This is a genomic window from Allorhizobium ampelinum S4 (assembly GCF_000016285.1).
GTDB lineage: Bacteria > Pseudomonadota > Alphaproteobacteria > Rhizobiales > Rhizobiaceae > Allorhizobium > Allorhizobium ampelinum.
In genome coordinates, this window is sequence record NC_011989.1 from 2,938,837 (window position 1) to 2,960,416 (window position 21,580).

General features: G+C 58.1%; 20 protein-coding genes. 9 read left to right on the plus strand and 11 right to left on the minus strand.

All coding sequences use genetic code 11. The features are described 5' to 3' along the window. Nucleotides 1-9: 9 nt before the first annotated feature. On the minus strand, nucleotides 10-1,308 hold the full coding sequence (locus AVI_RS14020) for an adenylosuccinate synthase (protein ID WP_015916961.1): 1,299 nt from the start codon (nucleotides 1,306-1,308) through the stop codon (nucleotides 10-12). Between the two features lie 377 nt (nucleotides 1,309-1,685). Here AVI_RS14020 and AVI_RS14030 point away from each other — a divergent pair, with 377 nt between their 5' ends. After that, nucleotides 1,686-2,579, plus strand: a complete 894-nt coding sequence (locus AVI_RS14030) for a DMT family transporter (RefSeq protein WP_015916962.1) — start codon at nucleotides 1,686-1,688, stop codon at nucleotides 2,577-2,579. A gap of 9 nt (nucleotides 2,580-2,588) precedes the next feature. Here AVI_RS14030 and AVI_RS14035 read toward each other — a convergent pair whose 3' ends face one another. After that, complete coding sequence (locus tag AVI_RS14035; RefSeq protein ID WP_015916963.1) at nucleotides 2,589-3,368, minus strand: metallophosphoesterase family protein; 780 nt, start codon at nucleotides 3,366-3,368, stop codon at nucleotides 2,589-2,591. A 303-nt stretch (nucleotides 3,369-3,671) separates the two neighbouring features. Between AVI_RS14035 and AVI_RS14040 the strand changes: the two genes are divergently transcribed. Beyond that, nucleotides 3,672-4,472 (plus strand): creatininase family protein, encoded by an 801-nt coding sequence (locus AVI_RS14040; protein ID WP_015916964.1) that lies wholly within the window; start codon nucleotides 3,672-3,674, stop codon nucleotides 4,470-4,472. On the opposite strand, the gene AVI_RS14045 is transcribed toward AVI_RS14040, so the two are convergent. Further along, a complete protein-coding gene (locus AVI_RS14045; RefSeq protein WP_015916965.1) occupies nucleotides 4,457-5,413 on the minus strand; it encodes a LysR family transcriptional regulator in 957 nt (318 codons plus the stop codon). The genes AVI_RS14040 and AVI_RS14045 overlap by 16 nt on opposite strands. A 239-nt stretch (nucleotides 5,414-5,652) precedes the next feature. On the opposite strand from AVI_RS14045, the gene AVI_RS14050 reads away from it, so the two are divergent. The 6 genes from AVI_RS14050 (at nucleotide 5,653) to AVI_RS14075 (ending at nucleotide 12,248) form a co-directional block, all read left to right on the plus strand. Further along, the gene (locus tag AVI_RS14050; protein ID WP_015916966.1) at nucleotides 5,653-6,672 is read left to right on the plus strand and encodes an ABC transporter substrate-binding protein; all 1,020 of its coding nucleotides are present in this window, start codon (nucleotides 5,653-5,655) and stop codon (nucleotides 6,670-6,672) included. A 317-nt stretch (nucleotides 6,673-6,989) separates the two neighbouring features. Then, nucleotides 6,990-7,847 carry an ABC transporter ATP-binding protein gene (locus tag AVI_RS14055; RefSeq protein WP_049777233.1) on the plus strand — a complete coding sequence of 286 codons (858 nt, stop codon included), beginning with the start codon at nucleotides 6,990-6,992 and terminating at the stop codon, nucleotides 7,845-7,847. 41 nt (nucleotides 7,848-7,888) lie between these two features. Next, complete coding sequence (locus AVI_RS14060; protein WP_234617851.1) at nucleotides 7,889-8,701, plus strand: ABC transporter permease; 813 nt, start codon at nucleotides 7,889-7,891, stop codon at nucleotides 8,699-8,701. Then, a complete protein-coding gene (locus AVI_RS14065) occupies nucleotides 8,701-10,032 on the plus strand; it encodes a cytosine deaminase (protein ID WP_041697022.1) in 1,332 nt (443 codons plus the stop codon). Before AVI_RS14060 ends, AVI_RS14065 begins: the two co-directional genes overlap by 1 nt. Before the next feature lie 3 nt (nucleotides 10,033-10,035). Continuing rightward, nucleotides 10,036-11,442 (plus strand): FAD-binding oxidoreductase, encoded by a 1,407-nt coding sequence (locus tag AVI_RS14070; protein WP_015916970.1) that lies wholly within the window; start codon nucleotides 10,036-10,038, stop codon nucleotides 11,440-11,442. A gap of 224 nt (nucleotides 11,443-11,666) precedes the next feature. Beyond that, nucleotides 11,667-12,248, plus strand: coding sequence for an NAD(P)H-dependent oxidoreductase (locus AVI_RS14075; protein ID WP_015916971.1), 582 nt, complete (start codon nucleotides 11,667-11,669; stop codon nucleotides 12,246-12,248). A 9-nt stretch (nucleotides 12,249-12,257) separates the two neighbouring features. Here AVI_RS14075 and AVI_RS14080 read toward each other — a convergent pair whose 3' ends face one another. From AVI_RS14080 to AVI_RS14105, 6 genes are all read right to left on the minus strand, one after another. Next, nucleotides 12,258-12,749, minus strand: coding sequence for a hypothetical protein (locus AVI_RS14080; protein WP_049777234.1), 492 nt, complete (start codon nucleotides 12,747-12,749; stop codon nucleotides 12,258-12,260). Nucleotides 12,750-13,073: 324 nt separating this feature from the next. Then, nucleotides 13,074-13,475, minus strand: a complete 402-nt coding sequence (locus AVI_RS14085; protein WP_015916973.1) for a DUF1236 domain-containing protein — start codon at nucleotides 13,473-13,475, stop codon at nucleotides 13,074-13,076. A gap of 246 nt (nucleotides 13,476-13,721) precedes the next feature. Beyond that, on the minus strand, nucleotides 13,722-14,111 hold the full coding sequence (locus tag AVI_RS14090) for a RidA family protein (protein WP_015916974.1): 390 nt from the start codon (nucleotides 14,109-14,111) through the stop codon (nucleotides 13,722-13,724). Beyond that, complete coding sequence (locus tag AVI_RS14095) at nucleotides 14,108-15,535, minus strand: aldehyde dehydrogenase family protein (RefSeq protein ID WP_015916975.1); 1,428 nt, start codon at nucleotides 15,533-15,535, stop codon at nucleotides 14,108-14,110. The genes AVI_RS14090 and AVI_RS14095 overlap by 4 nt, the downstream gene beginning before the upstream one ends. Before the next feature lie 210 nt (nucleotides 15,536-15,745). Then, nucleotides 15,746-16,447: a uracil-DNA glycosylase gene (gene ung, locus AVI_RS14100; RefSeq protein WP_015916976.1), complete on the minus strand. Its 702-nt coding sequence runs from the start codon at nucleotides 16,445-16,447 to the stop codon at nucleotides 15,746-15,748. A gap of 25 nt (nucleotides 16,448-16,472) precedes the next feature. Beyond that, nucleotides 16,473-17,270: an HpcH/HpaI aldolase family protein gene (locus AVI_RS14105; RefSeq protein ID WP_015916977.1), complete on the minus strand. Its 798-nt coding sequence runs from the start codon at nucleotides 17,268-17,270 to the stop codon at nucleotides 16,473-16,475. A 145-nt stretch (nucleotides 17,271-17,415) separates the two neighbouring features. Between AVI_RS14105 and AVI_RS14110 the strand changes: the two genes are divergently transcribed. Beyond that, nucleotides 17,416-18,369 carry a sugar-binding transcriptional regulator gene (locus AVI_RS14110; protein ID WP_015916978.1) on the plus strand — a complete coding sequence of 318 codons (954 nt, stop codon included), beginning with the start codon at nucleotides 17,416-17,418 and terminating at the stop codon, nucleotides 18,367-18,369. Here AVI_RS14110 and AVI_RS14115 read toward each other — a convergent pair. Further along, entirely contained in the window at nucleotides 18,329-20,254 is a 1,926-nt protein-coding gene (locus AVI_RS14115) for a glycosyltransferase family 2 protein (protein WP_015916979.1), read from the minus strand. The genes AVI_RS14110 and AVI_RS14115 overlap by 41 nt on opposite strands. Nucleotides 20,255-20,322: 68 nt before the next feature. After that, nucleotides 20,323-21,555 (minus strand): DUF1501 domain-containing protein, encoded by a 1,233-nt coding sequence (locus AVI_RS14120; protein ID WP_015916980.1) that lies wholly within the window; start codon nucleotides 21,553-21,555, stop codon nucleotides 20,323-20,325. Nucleotides 21,556-21,580 lie beyond the last annotated feature (25 nt).

Here is a 21,580-nt window from a genome sequence, read left to right on the forward strand (position 1 = left end):
ACTCTAACCTTAATCCTCAAATGGATCGGTCACAAGTATGGTGTCGTCGCGTTCCGGGCTGGTGGACAGAAGGGCAACCGGCGCACCGATCAGCTCTTCCACCTGGCGGACATATTTGATCGCCTGGGCGGGAAGATCGGCCCATTTGCGCGCGCCGACGGTGGATTCCTTCCAGCCTTCCAGCGTCACGTAAATCGGCTCGACCCGTGCCTGAGCGGCCTGGGCTGCCGGCAAATGGTCGATTTCCACACCATCCAGCTTGTAGCCGACGCAGATCTTCAGCTCGTCCAATCCATCGAGAACATCGAGCTTGGTCAGGGCGATGCCGGTAATGCCATTGGTGGCCACCGACTGGCGCACCAGCGCCGCATCGAACCAGCCGCAACGGCGTTTACGGCCGGTGACCGTGCCGAATTCATGACCTTTTTCCCCAAGAAACTGGCCGACCTCGTCGGTCAGCTCGGTCGGGAACGGGCCTTCACCAACGCGGGTCGTATAGGCCTTGGTAATGCCAAGGATATAGCCGAGCGAGCCTGGCCCCATGCCGGAGCCTGCCGCTGCCTGTCCTGCAACGGTGTTGGACGAGGTCACGAAGGGATAGGTGCCGTGGTCGATATCGAGCAGCGAACCTTGCGCGCCTTCAAACAGGATACGGGCACCGCGACGGCGCTCCTTGTCCAGCATCAACCAGACGGTTTCGCGGAAGGGCAGAACCTTGTCGGCCACCGACAGCAGCTCTTCCATGATCGTCGAATGTTCAACCTCAGGCGCGCCAAAACCACGGCGAAGCGCGTTGTGGTGCGGCAGGATACGGGCAACTTTCTCGGCCAGACCTTCCGGATCGGCCAGATCCATCACACGGATAGCACGGCGGCCAACCTTGTCTTCATAGGCCGGGCCGATGCCGCGCCGCGTGGTACCGATCTTGGTGCCGCTATTGGTGGCGGCGTCTTCGCGCATGCCATCCAGTTCGCGGTGCAGCGACAGGATCAGCGTCGCGTTGTCGGCGATGCGCAGATTGTCAGGTGTTACGGTGACGCCCTGGGCGGCCAGCTTGGCAATTTCGGCGATCAGCGCATGCGGATCGACCACGACACCATTGCCGATCACTGCCATCTTGCCGGGGCGCACAACGCCTGAGGGCAGCAGCGACAATTTATAGGAAATGCCGTCGATGACCAGCGTATGACCGGCATTGTGACCGCCCTGGAAGCGCACGACCACGTCAGCGCGCTCCGACAGCCAGTCCACGATCTTGCCTTTGCCTTCGTCACCCCATTGGGAGCCAACCACCACGACATTCGTCATTTCAAAATCCTGTCTTTACGCCTCAAGCGTACCTTCGCCTCGCGACAGCGCTGGCGGTTGATAAAGCCGTAAGCCGTCACACGTTCTGTCTGCTGCACGCCGCCATTCTCCCTGAAGCAGATGGTCCTGAACAGGTTTCCAGTCAAGGCAGCGCGTTTTCGCGCCTGCGCGTCCCCAAACCCGCGCATCTATACTGTGTTGTTTTGCGGAAAGCGACACGTTTATGCGCGTTAATCCGGCTTTTTGCATGGCAGAGACATATGACGGTGCAACACAATTTTACGATTGCATAATTCCTGAAATCGATTCCGGTTTCAGGAATTATGCAGTAGTCACACTGCATCGAAATTGGCGACGCGCAGAGGTTGAACGATCAGATGCAAATCAGAGCCTATGCCTATCTGGTGCTGACAACCTTGTTCTGGGGCGGCAATGCCGTGGCGGGCAAGCTGGCCGTTGGCCACATCAGCCCGATGATGCTGAATCTTGGCCGCTGGTCGCTGGCCTTGACGCTGCTGCTGGCCGTTTCCTCTCGCCAGATCAAGGCGGATTGGCCGGTGGTGCGCCGCCATATTCCCTTGCTGCTGGCGCTCGGCGCCATTGGCTATACAGGTTTTAACGGCTTTCTCTATTCAGCGCTGAAATACACCTCCGCCGTGAATGGCGCTATTGAGCAGGGCGGCATTCCCGTGCTGATCTTCCTGTTGAATTTCCTGCTGTTTCGGATTGCCGCCTCCGCCATCCAGATTGCCGGCTTCCTGATCAGCTTCATTGGCGTTGCGCTGACGGCAGGCCATGGCGACCTGATGGCGCTTTTGTCGCTGCGGCTGAATTTCGGCGATACGCTGATGCTGCTGGCGGTGCTCTGCTATGCGATCTTTACCGTGGCGCTGCGCTGGAAGCCGGAACTGCACTGGAAGACGCTGATGGCCGCCCTCGCCTTCGGGGCAGCGCTGGCCTCCCTGCCGCTGGTTGCCTGGGAAGCCAGCAATGGCAGCCTGATCACACCCGATACCACCGGCTGGGCGCTGATCCTGTTTTGCGGGCTCCTGCCATCCCTGGTGTCGCAAACACTCTATATATCAGGGGTCAATATGATCGGCGCCAACCGGGCTGGTCTGTTCATCAATCTCGTGCCGGTGTTCGGCACCATCTTGTCGGTCGCCGTGGTCGGTGAAAAGCTGGAAGGTTTTCACATGCTGGCGCTCAGCCTGGTGATCGGCGGCATTGCGCTAGCCGAGTGGGGCAAACCGCAAACGACTGCCCGCTAAGGGCAAACTCTAGATCAGGCTCGTATGTCCATCGGCAATCCGCAAAACTGCGAGGCGTCCTGAGGCATAGGCGCCGGTATCGATGCCGATCCGGTTCTTGCCGAAGGTGACCGCATCGGTCGGGGTATGTCCATGTACAACCGTATAGGGCAGCTCCGGACCACGACCGAGAAAGGGTTCGCGGATCCACATCAGATCGTCATCGGCCTGGGCTTCCAGCGCGACGCCCGGCTTCAGGCCTGCATGCACGAACAGAAATTGCCCGACCTTGAGCATGACCGGTAGGGATTTCAGCCAGGCATAATGGCTTTCAGGAATGGCCCGTGCCAGTTCCGAAGAGAGCCCCTTGAAACTGCCGGCCTGGTGCAAGGCATGATCGATATCGATGCCATAGGAATAAAGCGTGGCCGCCGCGCCGAAATCCAGCCAGCGCCGTCCAGCCGAAGGATCGTCGAGAAAATGGCAGAACACATCGTCATGATTGCCGCACAGCGATACCCGCTCGAAACCGGGTGCCAGCGGTGCCATCAGGTGGTCGATCACCCGGCGCGAGGACGGCCCACGATCGACATAGTCACCCAGCATGACAATCAGCTTGGGACCATCGATACTGCCGGCATCGTGCAGGATACGGCATTCCGCTTCCAGCAACTCAGCATAGCAACCATGCACATCCCCCACCGCATAGATCGCGGAAAACGCCTTGGGATCGATATCCACACGACTACGCATGCCAGCCACACCGGTTTCCGATCCGACGTCGAGAAATTTACGCAACAACTTTATCATAATGGTTCCAGCTTCCCGCAACCGTTTTACGCCTGTCACAAGCGCTTCTCAACCACGCGCAGGGCCAATCGTGATAATTACCAATCATTAAGGTTAATACCGGTTCGAATCGCTCGCTTTTCGGCATCGCGGCGCGCGCAAATCGATGCTTTTCCGCGACACGAACAGAGCTTATCCCTAGGACTATGAGAGAAAAATGGATCCCAGCTTTCGTAAAAAGACGAGCGATTACAAAAAGATCAAAAATTCCATCTGATCCAATATCAACTTTGATCGATTTTAGACAATCAATGGGGAAGCATCATGACCAAGCCATTTTACTGGAATGAGTTGAACACCTATGATTTCGCCAGCCTGTCACCTGACAGCACCATCGCCGTTTTGCCGATTGCCTCTACCGAGCAGCATGGGCCACATCTGCCAATTGCAACCGATGTGGCGATTGCCAATGGCATGCTGGCAGAGCTGAAGCGCCAGCGCCCGGATGACCTGAACTTCCTGGTTCTTCCCACTCAGGAAATCGGCAAGGCCAATGAACATGTTTATGGCCCCGGCACGCTCTCACTGAGCGCGGATCTGCTGATTGCGGCCTGGACCGCCATCGGTGCCAAGGTGGCGGAAGCGGGCCTGCGCAAGCTGGTCATCGTCAATTCCCATGGTGGCAATGTCGATATCATGAGCATTGTCGGGCGCGAATTGCGCGTCCGCCACAAGATGGCAGTGGTGTCCACCCAATGGAGCCGGTTCGGTAACCCCGAGGGCATGATTTCCGAGCATGAAAACCGCTATGGCATTCATGGCGGCGAAGTGGAAACCTCGCTGATGCTGCATTTTCGCCCCGAACTGGTGCGGATGGACAAGGCCGAAAACTTCGTCTCCAAGGCGGAATGGATGAAGGAACGCTCGGATTTTCTCCAGCCCTTGCCGCCCCATTCGCTGGCCTGGATCGCCCATGACCTCAATCCGGCCGGTGTCGTCGGCGATGCCTCGAAAGGCACAGCGGAAAAGGGTGAAGCGATCTGCCGTCATCAGGTGTCCGGCTTCATCCAGCTCTTGCGTGACGTCAGGGACTATCCGCTGTCGGCGCTTTATTCCCCGGAATAAGAACGGTCCGCGGCAAGATATCCCCTGCCCTGCAATTCCACCACCAGGGCCTGGATTTCCTGAACAAGATATTCGACGAACAGGCTGGTCGCTGCATCGAGCGGCGCCCGCGCCCGGGCAAACAGTTTCATCGGCTGATGGCGGCAATGCGGTTCGGCCAGCGGTCGAAACACCAGTTCGCCCTTGCGGCATTCGACAATCACATCCAGCGGATTGAGCAGGGTCAGCGCCGTGCCGCATTTGACCAATTGCTTCAACAATTCAGAGGCATTGGTTTCCAGCAGCGGCTCGACCGGCAGCGGCAGATTGGCAAGCGCCAGATTGATGACATTGCGCAGGCTGGTGCCAGGCTCGGCCAGCACCAGTTTTTCCTGCACCACATCGACCAGATCGATCGGGCCTTTTTCACGCGCCAGCCGATGACCGGGCGGTAAAACCGCGCCGACAGGGATATCGAAATTGGCGATGGTGCGAATACCTGGCGTTGCCGGGATGTTGAAGCCCAGCCCGATATCCACTTCGCCCGTTAGCACCGGATTGAGGGTGGTGGAGCCGCTGTCATTGCGCAAATGCACCTTGATGCGCGGATGCGCGTCCAGAAACCGGGCAATGATTTCCGGTAGAGGCCCGGCCGCCAGCCCCACCGTGGCGACCAGCGACACCTTGCCCACCTGTGGCATTTTCAGGCTGCGGATCCGCGTTTCCAGACGTTCATAGCCCTTCAGAACGTCGCGGATATGCTCGACGCACAGCTCCCCCGCCGCCGTCAGCCGAAGCCCACGCGGCAGACGCTCAAAAAGCGGAACGCCAAGCTCATCTTCCAGTGCCAAAATCTGCCGGTTGACAGCGGAAGATGCAACGTTAAGTCTAGCGGCGGCTTTACGAATTGAACCGCAACGGGCAATCTCGTCGATATAAAGCAGCTTACGGGAGTGAAGCATGGCGTAGCACACCAGTCCATTTTTTAAGCAGATTGAACGATTCACATACAGAGCGAGCAAGCGATGCCATTAAGGCATCGAAGCGGACGAAATTTGATGCTTTTCAAGCCGCAAAGCAACCGCTCAAATGCATAAAACGCGGCGGGCCATTTCAGTGGAGCCATTTTGAGCGGAACCATTTCAGCGGCATGCGACATCGGGCGGCAGCACGCGATCCGAGGGATCAGGGGAAAATACACATGACGAAAACCATACTGCACAAGACGATTGTCAACACTTTGGCCGCAACCGCCCTGGCCCTTGGCCTTGGCAGCCCGGCCATGGCGCTGGATGAGGTCAGCTACGGCACCAACTGGCTGGCCCAGGCCGAGCATGGCGGCTTTTACCAGGCCGTGGCCGATGGCACCTATGAAAAATACGGTTTGAAGGTGAAGATCGTCCAGGGCGGCCCCAATGCCGCCAATCAGGCACTGCTGATCGCCGGCAAGGTCGATTTCTACATGGGCTTCCCGCTTCAGGAAATGGACGCTGTCAAGCAGGGCATTCCGCTGATCGACGTGGCAGCCCTGTTCCAGAAGGACCCACAGGTGCTGATCGCCCATCCAGACCAGGGGATCGAAAAATTCGAGGATCTCGCCAAGCTCGACACGATCTTCATGGGCAAGGACGGCTATGCCACCTATTTCGAGTGGATGAAGAAGAATTTCAAGGGCTTCAAGGACGAGCAATACAAGCCCTATACCTTCAACCCGGCGCCCTTCCTCGCCAACAAGAAATCCGCCCAGCAGGGCTATATCACTTCGGAGCCCTACGAGATCGAACAGCAGGGCGGCTTCAAGCCGAAACTCTTCCTGCTGGCCGATAACGGCTACAGTTCCTATGCGACGATGATCACCACCACCCAGTCCATGGTCGACAAGAAGCCGGATGTGGTGCAGCGCTTCGTCGATGCCTCGATCGAGGGATGGTACAAGTATCTCTACGGCGACAACAAGGCCGCCAATGCGCTGATCAAAAAAGACAATCCGGAAATCACCGACGCTCAGATTGCCTTCTCCATCGACAAGATGAAGGAATACGGCATCGTCGAATCCGGCCCGACCCTGGACAAGGGCATCGGCTGCATGACCGACGAGCGCTATAAGGCCTTCTTCGATACCCTGGTCCAGATCGGCGTCGTCGATGCCAAGCTCGACTATCACAAGGCCTATACGACGAAATTCGTCTGCAAGGGCGTCGGCCTGACCCTGAAGAAGTGACGCTGAAGAAGCAAGACAGGGCGGCGCACCGGATAAGCGCCGCCACAGCATCCGGATGAGGCGTGTACCCCTCACCTCGCCAGTGCTTACCAATATGTGCTTGCCTGTATGGGCTTTGCCGACCTGCGCTCTGCCAACTTCCGCTCTTCTTGTTCACAAACTTGAGCGCACAAGTTCAGGCGAGAGCCAGCAGTAGCGGGATGATGAGGATGCTCCTTCCTCCTCATCCTATTTTCTTGTTTGCGTTTGTCTTGGGGAAAAGTGGAAACCGGTTTTCCCTAAGACAAACTCTAGGCCCTTCAACGACAGGCCCCGGAATGACCCCGACTGAACCACTGCAAAAGCCGCGCACTGAAAACCGCCAGCGCGCCCTCGTCATGCTAACAGGCGTGTCCAAAGTGTTTTCCAGCGGCACGGTGGCGCTGTCCAACATGTCACTCACCGTCGAGGCGGGTGAATTCGTCAGCCTGCTCGGTCCCTCCGGCTGCGGCAAATCGACAGCGCTTCGGATCATTGCCGGTCTCGGTGGCATCTCCAGCGGCACGGTCGATTGGCCCAGTTCCCGCATCAATGCCAAGGGGCTGCCGGAAGGCGATATCAGCTTTGTTTTCCAGGAGCCGACCCTGCTGCCCTGGCAGACCGTGTTCGGCAATGTCTATCTGCCGCTGCGTCTGCAAGGGATTTCCAAGGCAGCAGCAACCTCGACTGTTCTCGAAACCCTTGACAGCGTGGGCCTGAAGGATTTCGCGCAGGCCTATCCGCGCCAGCTTTCCGGCGGCATGAAAATGCGGGTGTCGATTGCCCGGGCGCTAGCGACCAAGCCGAAATTGCTGCTGATGGACGAGCCGTTTGCAGCCCTTGATGAAATCACCCGGCAAAAGCTGAACGACGACGTGCTGCGGCTGTGGCGCGAGACCGGCATTACCGTGATCTTCGTGACCCATTCAGTGTTCGAGGCCGCCTATCTCTCCAATCGCATCGTGGTGATGAAGGCAAGGCCTGGCCGGGTGCATGCGGATTTCACCATTGCCACCAGCCTGGAACGCGACGCCCATTACCGCACCTCGGAAGAATACCGGCAGGTCTGCGAAAAGGCTTCGAATGTCCTGCTGGAAGCCATCGGCTTTCCTCTTGATGGCGGCCTCTCCATGGCGGGATTGGAGCATCACGGATGAGCCAGAAGATTGAAACAGCAGCCGACGCTGAAAGCCTGGCCATGCCAAAACAAGGCCTATTTGCCCGCCACGGCGAAACCGTGCTGCGGGTGCTGATCCCGTTTGCGGTGGTCGCGGCTTTGGTGCTGGTCTGGCATATCGGCGTCACCGTCTCCGAGGTGCCGCAATATATCCTGCCCGGTCCGCTGGCCGTGGCAAAGGCACTCTACACCGATTGGGGAATTCTGGGACCGGCGCTTTGGGTGACGACGAAAATCACTCTGATGTCGCTGGCCCTGGCGCTGATCGGCGGTGTCGGCATCGCGGTATTTCTCGTCCAGTCGAAATGGATTGAAACCGCTTTCTATCCGATTGCGGTCATCCTTCAGGTCACGCCTGTCGTCGCCATTTCGCCGCTTATCCTGATCTATGCACCCTCAACCCAGGTGGCCCTGCTGATCTGCGCCTTTCTGGTCGCTTTCTTCCCAATCCTGTCCAACATGGTGCAGGGGTTGAAAAGCGTCGATCATAACCTGCTCAACCTATTCGACCTTTACGGCGCCTCACGGCTGCAAACGCTGCTCTATCTGAAACTGCCGGCCTCGCTGCCCTATTTCATGACGGGGCTTCGGATCGGTGGCGGTCTGGCGCTGATTGCTGCCGTGGTGGCTGAATTTGCCGCAGGCTCTGCCGGTGCAGGCTCTGGTCTGGCTTTCCGGCTGCTGGAATCGCAATTCCGGCTGAATATTCCCCGGCTGTTTGCCGCCCTGTTTCTGCTATCGTGCCTCGGCGTGGTGATCTTCGCCATCACCTCCTTCATCTCATGGCTGGCGTTGCATCGCTGGCATGAAAGCAGCATCAAGCGAGAAAACTGATGACCAGATTGTTTGCCGACATTCCGCAAACCGGGCGGTTTGCCCTGACACGCGCCACCTTGCCTGTCGAAGCAGTTGATGATGTTCCCGCTGGACCGGTCCGCGAGGGGCTGGTCAGCGCCGATCTGATTATCAACGACGGCAAGGTCGAAGCTATTGTTAAGGTCGGCACCGCATCTCGTTACAAGACCGGAGCGGACCTGCCGATCATCGATCTACGCGATGCCATGGTCTGGCCGACCTTTACCGACATGCACACCCATCTCGACAAGGGCCATATCTGGCCGCGAAAGCCCAATCCAAAAGGCGATTTCATCGGCGCATTGAGCGCCGTGAAGGATGACCGCGAGGCGAATTGGTCGGCGGACGATGTGCGGGCACGGATGGAATTTTCGCTGCGCTGCGCCTATGCCCATGGCACCAGCCTGATCCGTACCCATCTCGACAGCAGCGCACCTCAGCACCGGATTTCCTTTGAGGTGTTTTCGCAGATACGCAAGGAGTGGGCGGGCCGGATCGACCTTCAGGCGGTCGCCCTTTTCCCCTTCGACGACATCACCGATCAGGCGTTTTTTAGAGATTTGCTGGAGGTGCTTGTTGCGCACAAGGGCATTCTCGGCGGCGTCACCCAGGTCTCGCCGGATATCGATCATCGGCTGGACCTGTTGTTTCGCGCCGCAAGCGACCACGGGCTCGACATCGACCTGCATGTCGATGAGACCCAGGATGCTTCCGTGCTGACCTTGAAATCCATTGCCGAGGCCAAGCTGCGCAATGGATTTCAAGGCTCGGTCGTGGTCGGCCATTGCTGTTCACTGACCCAGCAGAGCGACGATATCGCCAAGGCCACCATCGACAAGGTCGCGGAAGCCGGGCTTGCCGTCGTGTCACTACCGATGTGCAACATGTATTTGCAGGATCGTCATCCGGGCCGCACGCCGCGCCAGCGCGGTGTCACCCTGTTTCACGAACTGGCGGCGGCAGGTGTGCAGACGGCGGTTTCCTCCGACAATACCCGCGATCCCTTCTATGCTTATGGCGATCTCGATTGCGTGGAAGTGCTGCGCGAAGCGGTCAGGATCGTCCATCTCGATCACCCGCTGGACAGCACCGCCCGGATCGTCACCCGCAGTCCCGCCGATATTCTCGGACGTCCCGACCATGGCCGTATAAAGGTCGGGGCCAAGGCGGATCTGGTGCTGTTTTCGGCGAGAACCTGGAGCGAATTGCTATCGCGTCCACAGTCTGACCGCACCGTGTTGCGCTCCGGCCAGGCTATCGACGCGCAGGTGCCTGACTACCGCGACCTTGACCCTTTGATGGAAGATTGAACCATGCCCGATTACGCAAAAATCAAAGCTGAACTTGCCGGGATCGCCGTCGAGGATAATCCGGCGTTGGTCAAGCAGAAATCCCGGGATTTCTACTGGTACTCGCCAATCCTGAAGGCCGAGCTGGACCATGTCACGGCTGACCTCGTGGTTTCTCCGGTCAGCGAAGAGGAAGTAATCCGCACGCTGAAAGTGGCCTATGCCCATGGCGTACCGGTGACGCCGCGCGGTGCTGGCACCGGCAATTACGGTCAGGCCATGCCGCTCTCCGGTGGCATCGTGCTGAACCTGATCAACATGAACAAGGTGAAAGAGATTCACCCAGGTCGGGTGATTTGCGAGCCGGGCATCGTTATCGCCGAACTGGATCGCCAGACACGCGCCCATTCCGGTCAGGAACTGCGCTTCCACCCCTCCACCGCCCAGACAGCCTCAATCGGCGGCTTTGTCGCTGGCGGCTCAGGCGGAGTCGGCTCGATCACCTGGGGTGGACTGCGCGATCTCGGCAACATCCTAAAACTGCGGGTCGTCACCATGGAGGCGGAACCACGCGTACTGGAACTCTCCGCCTGGGATTTGCAAAAGGTCAGCCACGCCTATGGCACCAACGGCATCATCACCGAAGTGGAAATGCCGCTGGCCCCGGCCTATGACTGGGTGGACGTCATCGTCGGTTATGACGACTACATGGACGCCGTGCGCTTTGCCGATGCGCTCAGTCACCGCAACGGTATTCTTCTGAAGGAAGTCGCACCCATCGCGGCCCCTGTTCCCTATGCGTATTTCTCCCGTCACAAGCCCTGGCTGAAGGACGGCCAGTCGGTGGTGGTGCTGATGGTCGCGCCGCATTCCATGGGGCCGTTTCTTGCCTATGCCGAGAAAATGAAGGCCGATCTGCGCTTCCGCTCTGACACGGTCGAGAGCATGAAGGGGATTCCTCATGCCTATGAACTGGCCTGGAACCACACGACGCTCCGGGCGCTGAAGGTCGATCCTGACATCACCTATTTGCAGGTGCAGTATCCGGGGCCGGATCACGTCGAAAAGGTTGCAAAGATGACCGAAATCTTCGGGGATGAGGTGATCGGCCATTTGGAATTCATGCGCTTTGATGGTGCGATCCAATGTTCCGGCCTGCCGTTGGTGCGTTATACGACAAAGGAGCGGCTGGAGGAAATCATCCGCATCCACGAGGACAATGGTTGTCCGATCTTCAACCCGCATCGCTACACGCTGGAAGAAGGCGGCATGAAGCAGACCGATACGGTGCAACTGGCCTTCAAACAGCAAACCGACCCAAAAGGCCTGCTCAATCCCGGCAAGATGATCGCCTGGGAAAACCCGGACTTCGACTTTTCCGCTGGGCGCAACTATTTGTTTCCCGGATTGCAATCGATGGGAGACGATTGAAATCCTTGCACTTTCAACCGGAGATGATTTAGAACGCAACGGCTTGACGGCATGAGGCCGTCTTCACAGTCCGAAGGTACTCCTGGCGGGGCTTGTCCCTGATCATGCAATGAACATGACCTTTCATCCAGCCGATCGGCGGAAGAAGGTATCGGGACAAACGGCGCGGATGTTTTTGACAAAACCCTCCGGGGCACCGGCGGGCGCAAACCAGGGACTTTTGCATGCGCGTGCTCGTTCTTCATTCCCATCCCTTGGCTGAAAGCTTCAACCGGGCGCTCTACCACAAGACCTGCCAAAGCCTGGAGGCAGCGGGCCATGAGGTCGATGGCTGCAATTTGTATGACGAGGGTTTCAACCCGGTTCTTTCGGCTGAGGAGCGGCGGATCTATCATGATTATCCTGACAATATTGAACCGGTGAAATCCTATGTCGAGCGGCTGAAGGCGGCCGAAGGGCTGGTCATCGTCACCCCCGTCTGGAATTTCAGCTTTCCCGCCATGTTGAGCGGCTATTTCGACCGTGTCTGGCTACCGGGCGTCACGTTCGAACTGGTCGATGGAAAACTGACGCCGACACTGCGCCATATCCGCAAGCTGGCGGCGGTGATGACCTATGGCGCAACACCGTTACGAGCGTTTCTTGCGGGCAACCCGCCAAAGAAATCCGTGACGCGCGTGATCCGCGCCCAGATCAAGCTGGGCGCGCCAGTCAAATTCATGGCCCATTACGACATGAACAATTGCACCGAGCAAAGCCGCGCCGCTTTTCTGGATAAGGTGGGGGGCGTGATGGGTCGGTTTTGAGCGCTGAATTTACCGCGCTGCCTTCAGCGAAGAGATGATCTCCTGCAATTCGGCACCGTGCTTTTCCTGTTTGCCCTTCGTTCCCCAATAGGTGATGACAAGCAGCTTGCCGGGACGGGGTGAGAGCAGCGACAGGCCAACATTAACGGCGCCGTCTTCATCGACGCCGGTCCAGTCGAAATTGGTCATGTCCATGCCGTTGATGACTTCATCCGACTGCTTCTGGGTCGAGCCGTCGATCTTGACGCCGTTGTCCTGAAGGAAAGCGATGGCGTCATCGATCACCTTATCCGTGGTCTTGGCGTTGGCGACGTCGATGGCGATATAGATAGCGCCGTCCTCTGAGGTCGCATCAATGCCGCTTTCGGTTTCCTTCGGCTCCCAATCGGCGGGAATGGTGATGCGCGCGACCGGATTATCGCTTGGAAACAGCAGCGTATCGGCAAAAGACAGGTTTGGCAGAAGCAAAGTCAGCACAGCAACGGCAAATAATCTCTTCACGGATGGTCCCCCTAGAGCATTTCCAGCAAAAGTGCGTAGCGGTTTTGCGTCTGGAAATGCGTTAAAACAAAAACCGAGTGCACGAAAGCATGAACGAAGTGAATGCGTCAGTGCACTAGTATCGATCGGATGTCGATTGGCGAAAATAGAGATTTCTATCCGTCTGTCGCTGGAAATTGCGAAATCGATCTGTACTATTTCAGGGTATGTTTTACAGCATATCAGCTTGCTGCCTGATTTGAACTATAGATCGCCCTGCTCCAACGCAAAAAAGCCCCACTGGCGTAAGCCGGTGGGGCAAGATGACTGGAGAGTCAAAAAACGTTACTGAATGATATCAATGACCGTATAGGACTGCGGATCGACGATAACACGCTCATTATTGACAATTGCATACGCGTAGGTCGGATCTTCAGGGATCGGGGTGATCACAATCTGGCGCGGTAAATGCTGACCGACGACGATTTGCTGGTCGGTCACATAGGGTTGAGCTGGCATTGGCTGCTGGCGAACATAGGTGACAACACGCGGCGGTGGCGGATCGATAGCCGTGCCAGCCACTGCGCCGACAACGCCGCCAACGGCTGCGCCGACTGGACCACCAACAACAGCACCGGTAACCGCACCGCCGGCTGCACCGGTAACTGTGGCATTCTGCGCCATGGCCGAAGTTGCAATCGAGCCAGCAAGGGCGGCGGCGACAATAAGAGCAATCTTGGTTTTCATCCGAATATTCCTTCTTTCCGATTATCTGGTGGGATAACGGAGAAGGAAACTATTTGTTCCGAATATTTTAAATAACATCAAATGAATAAGTCGTTCATTTATCATTCATATTGAATAATCGATCGACAGTATACAAAAAAACCAAAAATACTCATTTTTTGAAATGTAAAGAAATGTTCAGACCTCATGTCTTTGATTTCTAAACACGGAATTATTCCGGCTCGACAAAATCAAGCCGGAAAAAATTCAAAATGATTTAGCCGCCGTCACTTCTACTTCAACCAAAAATTCCGGTCGGGTAAATCCGGTGACGATAAGAAGCGTTGAAACCGGTTTTGGTTCCAACGTATAACGATCACGCACCGCCATATAGGGTGCAAAATCCTCTCGGCGCGTTACAAACCCGGCGATGCGGATGACATCCGCATAACTCATGCCCGCTTCGGCCAGAATGATGCCAATGGCCTCGAAGCACAGAACCGCCTGGCCTTCGAGATCATTGGGAATACTGTCATCGACACCGATCCCGACTTGGCCGGAGGTGACCAGCAGGCTGGCGCCCGGAGGCACCAGCAGGCCGTGATTGTAATTGCCGAAGGGCCTGCGCACCGAAGGCGGATTGAAGCTTTGCTTCATGCGTCCCACCCGACGATGCCTTTGATTTCCAGGAAATCGTGGATGGCCCAATCGGCATATTCGCGGCCATTGCCGGATTGTTTGTAGCCGCCGAATGGCGCGAACGTGTCCCAATCCGGATAGTTGAGATAGACCGACCCGGCCCGCATCTTCTTCGCCACGTCGCGGGCGTGTTCAATATCGGTCGATTGCACATAGGCCGCCAGCCCATAGACCGTGTCATTGGCGATCTCAACCGCCTCTGCTTCGTCTTTGTAAGGCAGAATCGACAGCACCGGACCGAAGATTTCCTCGCGCGCGATGGTCATGTCGTTGGTGACATTGCCGAAGATGGTCGGGCGAATGTAATAGCCGCGGTTCAGCCCTTCCGGACGTCCCGGCCCGCCTGTCACCAGCGTCGCACCGTCCTTGATGCCCGCCTCGATCAGCCCCTGGATCTTATCATACTGGACCTGGCTGACAACAGGGCCAAGCTTGGTGTCTTCACTGCGCGGATCGCCGGTCACGAAACTTTCGGCCTCTGACTTCGCATAGGTCAGCGCCTCGTCATGACGGTCGGCGGGTACCAGCATTCTTGTCGGCGCATCGCAGGACTGGCCGGAATTGCCGAAACAACCCTGCACGCCCTTGCGCACTGCCGTTTCGAAATCGGCATCCGGCAGGATGATATTGGCGGATTTGCCGCCGAGTTCCTGGGCGACGCGCTTCACCGTTTCCGCCGCAGTCTTCGCAACAATAATCCCGGCCCGGGTCGAGCCAGTGAAGGACACCATGTCAACATCGGGATGACCGGCCATTACCTGGCCGACATCCGGGCCATTGCCGCTGACCATATTGTAGACGCCCTTCGGCGTTCCGGCGGCTTCCATGACCTCGGAAAAGATAATGCCGCTGATCGGGGCGATTTCCGACGGCTTCAGCACCACCGTGCAACCAGCGGCGATGGCGGGCGCGACCTTGCAGACGATCTGGTTCAGTGGCCAGTTCCAGGGCGTGATCAGCGCGCAGACGCCAATCGGCTCCTTGACCACCATAGTGCCGCCGCGCTGTTCGGAAAACTTGAACGTCTCCAGCCCGGCAATCGTCGCTTCCATATGGGCGCGACCGGCCCAGGCCTGGCTTTCCAGCGCAAAACTGAGCGGCGCGCCCATTTCCTGGCTGACGGCCTTGGCAATATCCTCAAAACGGTTGTTGTATTCGGCAAGCATCCGCTTCAGCAGCGCCAGCCGCTCTTCCACCGACCACAGCGAAAAACGGGTGAAAGCCCGCTTGGCAGCCGCCACCGCCTTATCGACATCGGCCTTTGAGCCAACCGAAATCGACGTATAGGCCTCTTCCGTTGATGGATCGATCACCTCAAGCGTTGCGGGGTGAACCGGATCAACCCATTCGCCATCGATGAAGAATTTCAGATGATTGCTCATAGTGCCTCCGGTGTGTGTTTACAGTCTGTTCAAGAATTGCTGTTGACGTGGCGAAAATGGTGATTTCGAGAACCGGAGCGGAGCGTACTTAACGTACGTGAGCACTGGAAGCGCAGAAATTGCCTTTTGCAGCCCGTCAGCGGCGATTCTTGGATAGACTGTTCGGCAAGACTATCGGCAAAGACAGCAGAGCTGCAAGCCGATTTACGCCTATCCCTGTCCTGGATCGGCTGGAAGCTGCCAGTCGATGGGGACCTCTCCATGCGCTTCCAGATAGGCGTTGGCTTTGGAAAACGGCTTTGAGCCGAAAAAGCCGTTATGGGCAGACAATGGCGACGGATGCACGGATTTCAGCACCAGATGCCGGGCCGGATCGACGAAAGCCGCCTTTTTCTGCGCGTAAGCCCCCCAAAGGATGAAGACTACATGCTCGCGGCGTTCGGCCACGGCATGGATGACCCGGTCGGTGAACTTTTCCCAACCCTTGCCCTGATGCGATCCGGCCCTGCCCTCTTCCACCGTCAACACGCTGTTGAGCAGCAGCACGCCCTGGCGCGCCCAATGTTCCAGAAAACCGTGGCGCACCGGGGCAATACCGAGATCGGCCTGCAATTCCTTGTAGATATTGACCAGCGACGGCGGAATGCGCACGCCGGGCTGGACAGAAAAGCACAGGCCGTGCGCCTGTCCTGCGCCGTGATAGGGGTCCTGCCCCAGGATCACCACTCGCACCTTGTCGATGGGGGTCAGATCCAGCGCCCGGAAATACTCCGGCCCTTTGGGGAAAATCGGCTTGCCCTGCTGCTTTTCCTCGACCAGAAACTGCTTGAGGGTCTGCATATAGGGCTTTTCGAATTCCTCGCCGACCACGGCCTTCCAGCTGTCTTCCAAGCGAAGCGTCGATTGCGCCATCAGTCTCTCCTCACTGTCAGGGGTGTCAATAACCGCCAGTCGCCTCTGGTCCTGCCTCACCTTTGACGCTGCGCAGATGGTTGGCCGCAGCCGCAACCAGCAGGCCGACATCGCTTTGCGTGGCGATGAAGCGCGCGCCTGACCGGCGGGCAAGATCGATCATCACAGGATCGGTTGACATGATTCCAGCGGGCTTGCCCAGCGCCTTGGCCCGGCGCAGAACATCCTCCACTGCCGCGTAAACCTCCGGCGCGTCAGCCCGGCCCGGAAAGCCGAGATCTGCCGCAAGATCCGCAGGCCCGATCAGCACAGCATCGACGCCCTCGGTGGTTATGATCGCCTCCAGATTGGCCATGGCCAATCGGCTTTCAATCTGCACGATCAGGCAGATCTGGTCATTGGCACTTGCCACATAATCGCCAATCCGGCCAAAATCGGAGGCCCGGCCAAGCCCAGCCCCCATGCCGCGAATGCCAAAGGGCGGGTAGCGGCAGGCTTTTGCCACAGCCAAGGCCTGATCTGGTGTATCGACCATCGGGATCAGCAGCGTCTGCGCGCCGATATCCAGTGCCTGCTTGATCAACCAGGCCTCGCCCACCGGCAGACGCACAACCTGATGGGCGGATTGACGGGCGGAAGCCGCAAGCTGGGCTGCCAGCAGCGGAATGTCATTTGGTCCGTGCTCGGCGTCGATCAATATCCAGTCATAGCCTGCACCGGCACAGAGCTCTGCGACATGGGGACTGGCCAGCGCCACCCACAGACCGTAAAGCAAAGCGTCCTGCCGCAGGGCTTGCTTGAAACCGTTGACGGGTGCGGGCATCGGCCAATCTCCATTCGCTGTCGTCAGACTTTCATAGCCCTCATTGCAGATGCGGTTCAAGACCGATCCTGCTGGTATCGGACTGAAACAATTGACAGCTCCTCCCCTTTGCCTCTACCTCATCCACCAAGGGAAGAGGTTTTTAATGGCACGCAAAGCAGGTTCCAACGCCAGGCTGGACGACGCCGCCCGCGCCGGCTGGCTCTATTATGTGGCTGGCCGCACGCAGGACGAGATCGCTGCGGCGATGAATATTTCCCGCCAGAGCGCCCAGCGGCTGGTGTCGCTGGCGGTTGCCGAAAAACTGGTCAAGGTCCGCCTCGATCACCCGATTGCCGTCTGTCTGGAACTGGCCGATGCGGTGAAACAGGCCTATGGGCTGAAGCAGGTCGAGGTCGTGCCAACCGATCCCGGCTCGGACGCCACCGCGACAGGCATTGCCGAGGCGGGCGCTGCCGAACTGGAGCGCTGGCTGAAACGGCCAGACCCGCTCACCATCGCCATGGGCACGGGCCGCACACTGCGCGCCATGATCGACCAATTGCCGCAGATGGACTGTCCGCAGCACAAGATCGTCTCGCTGACCGGCAATATCAGCCCGGATGGATCGGCGGCCTATTTCAACGTGATCTTTTCCATGGCCGATGCAGTGAAGGCCCGGCATTTTCCAATGCCGCTGCCGGTTATCGTTTCCAGCGCAGAGGAGCGCGACCTGTTGCACCGCCAGCCGCTGGTTGCTCCCACCATCGCGCTTGGCAGCCAATCCGATGTGACCTTCGTCGGTATCGGTGAGATGACCCTCAACGCGCCCTTGCTTCAGGACGGATTCTTGAAGGAAGCCGAAATGCGCAATCTTCTCGCCATCGGCGCCACCGGTGAAATCTGCGGCTGGATCTTCGACGCCAAGGGCAAGCTGCTGGACGACCCGGTCAATAGCCGTGTCGCCAGTATGAAGATCCCGTCGCGTCAAACCTCTGTCGTGATCGGCATGGCGCGCGGCAAACGCAAGCATGCCGCCATCCGGGCTGCTGCCCGGGGTGGCCATGTCAACGCGCTGATCATCGATGAAGATGCGGCCCGCTACCTGCTCGGACTGTGACCTCTGGAGACGGTGAAACGGGCTTACGGCAGCTTGCCGATAACAGCAGTAAGGACGCGATGGCGATCTGCCCAACGACCGGCAGGCAGGCATAGTGCAGGACGCTGATTGCGCCGCCCGGCACGACACCCATCACCAGCCAGACCAATGCGGTATTGCTGACGACCCAAAGGATCAAAAGCCGCAACCGCATCCGACGCCAGCCAGCCGGGATGACGGCTTTGATATCGCCGACCAATCCCTTGGTGCCCCAACTGACATCGTGGAAATTGGCAAGCGCATAACTCAGCAGATAGAAGCTGGCGACGGGCGCGGACGGGATATAGAGTACGAACACTCTCAGCAGATCGGACATCCCGCGGGACGAATGGTGCCAGACCGCCATGCCGAGGATAAGGGCAACCGTCAGGATCGCCCCCTGAATGACAGGACCAACCTCAACAAGGCAGATGGCAAACCCCAGGACCGTGCAGGCCAGCAGGATGCCCAGGCCAAGGCCATGCAAGCCGCCATGCAGCCTACGGCTCAGAGACCGTTCCCCCTCCCTCCCCTTCATGCTGGCCAGACAATAAAGCCAGAACAGCAACACACCCGTCGCCATTCCCCATGCCAAACCTTGGCCCGCAACACCATTTTTGGCCTCGTCTTGCCAAAACCCTGATGTCAGGGAGACAAGCAGGGCCAGTGACGCCGGGATGAACCATTGTTCCAGCAATTGCAGCAGGGTCCAGGCCAGCGCCAATGCCATCGAGCACCAGCGTGCAGGCGGCAGACGACCGTGCCATAGCAGATCGGCCAGGCTGCCGATGGCCACCAGGCGCGCCACAAGCGTACTGTTTGTCCAACGGCGGCGCTGGCGCAGCAATTCGCCAACCGTCGCGCAGCCATCGGTGACAAGATTGGCATCGTGATGATAGCGGATGGTGCAGGCAGGATGGCTTTTGACGATTTCCGCGCCGATGATTCGATCTTCCGCGAGAAACAGATTGGCCTCCATCAGGCTCTTCGGCCTGGAAAGCCCGCGAAGATAGGCGGCCAGAGGATCGCCGTTTGCCCCGCGTCTCAAGGCCGACATTCTGAGCAGGCTGGCCTGCCCCGGCACGACTTCAAGATAGCCCAAACCGTTGCCAATCGGCCAATCGGATAATTTCTGCCAGAGAAAATCTGCCTGTTGCCAGCTTTGCAGCCAATCGGTCAAGGCGGCGTCTTCCATGACGATATTGGTGGCAAGGGCTGCACAGTCAGGCTCGCGTTCCATCTGCGCCAGCAATGCCGGTAGGCAATCGGCAACAGGTCTCGACCCGGCATCAATCTGCAAGACAAAATCTGGCTGCAGGCGTTCGGCAAGGCTTCGAAAGAAGAAGGCATGGCTATCCAGCTTGCCCCTGTTGCGGTCCTTCACCGCCAAATGCACGCGAAGAGGATTGCCGCTGACCCCGGTCAGCAGATCCACCGGAATAAGGCGGGTCTGAACGCGAACTTGCGCCTCATCCGCCCCATGCTGGCCGATGCCCGCTGCCTCAGGATCGCAACCCCAATCGAGATCGAAGCCAAGCCGGTTGAACAGTGCCTCGGTCTCTGGGTGAACGCGGTCGCGGCCATCCAGCACGATGGCCACTTCCAACCGTTGTATAGGGCCGTTTCGGCTAGCCAGCATGTCCTGATTGGCCGCAAGAAAGGCCAATGTCCCCGCCACCGCCTCGGCAGGCTCGTTGAAGAGTGTCAGGCAGGCGAGAATATCCGTGCCCCCGGACAAGGGCTGACCAACGGATTGGTCATCAAACCCAAAAATTTTGAGAGTGTCATCCTGCAACGAGACAGGCGCGCGCAAAGCGGCAGCCTGTCCGGCTGCACTGTCACGTGCAACTGGAGAGAACAATATCACTGCAATATCCTTAAATTATTCGGGTCAGTGTTTGCAGGCGGGCAGGTTTATTCTGGGCCTGACAGGCTCTAGAACAACGCCAGAGGCGCAAAGCCCTGTGCGGCAATCGGATTGGTTGGAAACTGCCAGAAATTGCCGATCACCGAAGCGTAGACACTGCGGAAATCGGTGGTGAAAACCGGATTGCCTTCCGCGTCGAGCTTTTCCAGATCGCTGCGAGTGCCATAAAGCCCAGGCTTGATCCCGCCTCCCATCATGATAACAGGGCTGCAAGAGCCATGGTCGGTCCCACCAGAGGCATTTTCAGCCGGTCGGCGGCCAAATTCCGAATGGGCGATAACAAGCGTATCGTTCCAGACGCCGATCTCCTTCAGCCCGCGCCGCAGGCCCATCAACGTGTTCTGAACCTTCGCCAGCAGACGCTCGTGCTCACCCCGCAGATTGGAATGCTGATCGAAGCCGCCGATGCTGATCTTGAACAGCGGCGATTTCACATCCTGTTCAACCATCCAGAGCAAAAGGGCCGTCTGGGCATCAATCGGGTCCATGTAATAGTCCCGGGTAAACCACGCTTCGAACCGGTTATCGCCCTTCAATCTGGCGGCAACACGCCCGATAACCTCCTGCTGGTCGGCCATAAGGCGGGTCAGATAGGCGAGCGCAGCGTGATCGTCTGTCTTGTCGGTGCCAACCATCGCGCTCGGAGCTCCGCTGTGCAATGCATGCTTATCGTGAACTGTCAGGATGCGCATGCCCTCGCCCTCAAGCAGGTCCTGATTGCCTGAAAACACCACGCCATCCGCATCGAAGGGTCCTGCATCCTTCCGGTTCGCCTGCAAGACCTGGCTAACCCAACCGCCACTGGAAATGCCTTTCCTGGACCCGCCCGCCCAAATTTCCGCCGATTGGAAATGCGAGAGATTGTTATCGGGATAGCCGACATCCTGGATGATGGCGATTTCGCCATTGTGATAAAGATCCGCCATCTGCCGCCAGGCCGCATTGAAGCCCAGCTCCGAGTTGAGTGGAAGGATCTCATCGCCTTTCAGGCCGATGGTTGGCCGCAAATGCCGGTAGACCGGATCTTTGAAAGGCACAAGTGTATTCAGAGCATCGTTGCCACCGAAAAGTTCGAGTAAAATCAACCGGCGAGCAGAACCAGCAGTGCCCGGTCCGGCCGCCGCCAAAGCCTGCCTTGCCCACAGCGGCCCCCACACCGGCATTGAGCCGACCGCAAGACACCGCCCCATCCATGTCGCAAATTCACGGCGCGATAACCCATGCCTGTTAAACATAGCCATGCATTCCCCCGAAATATAATGGTGA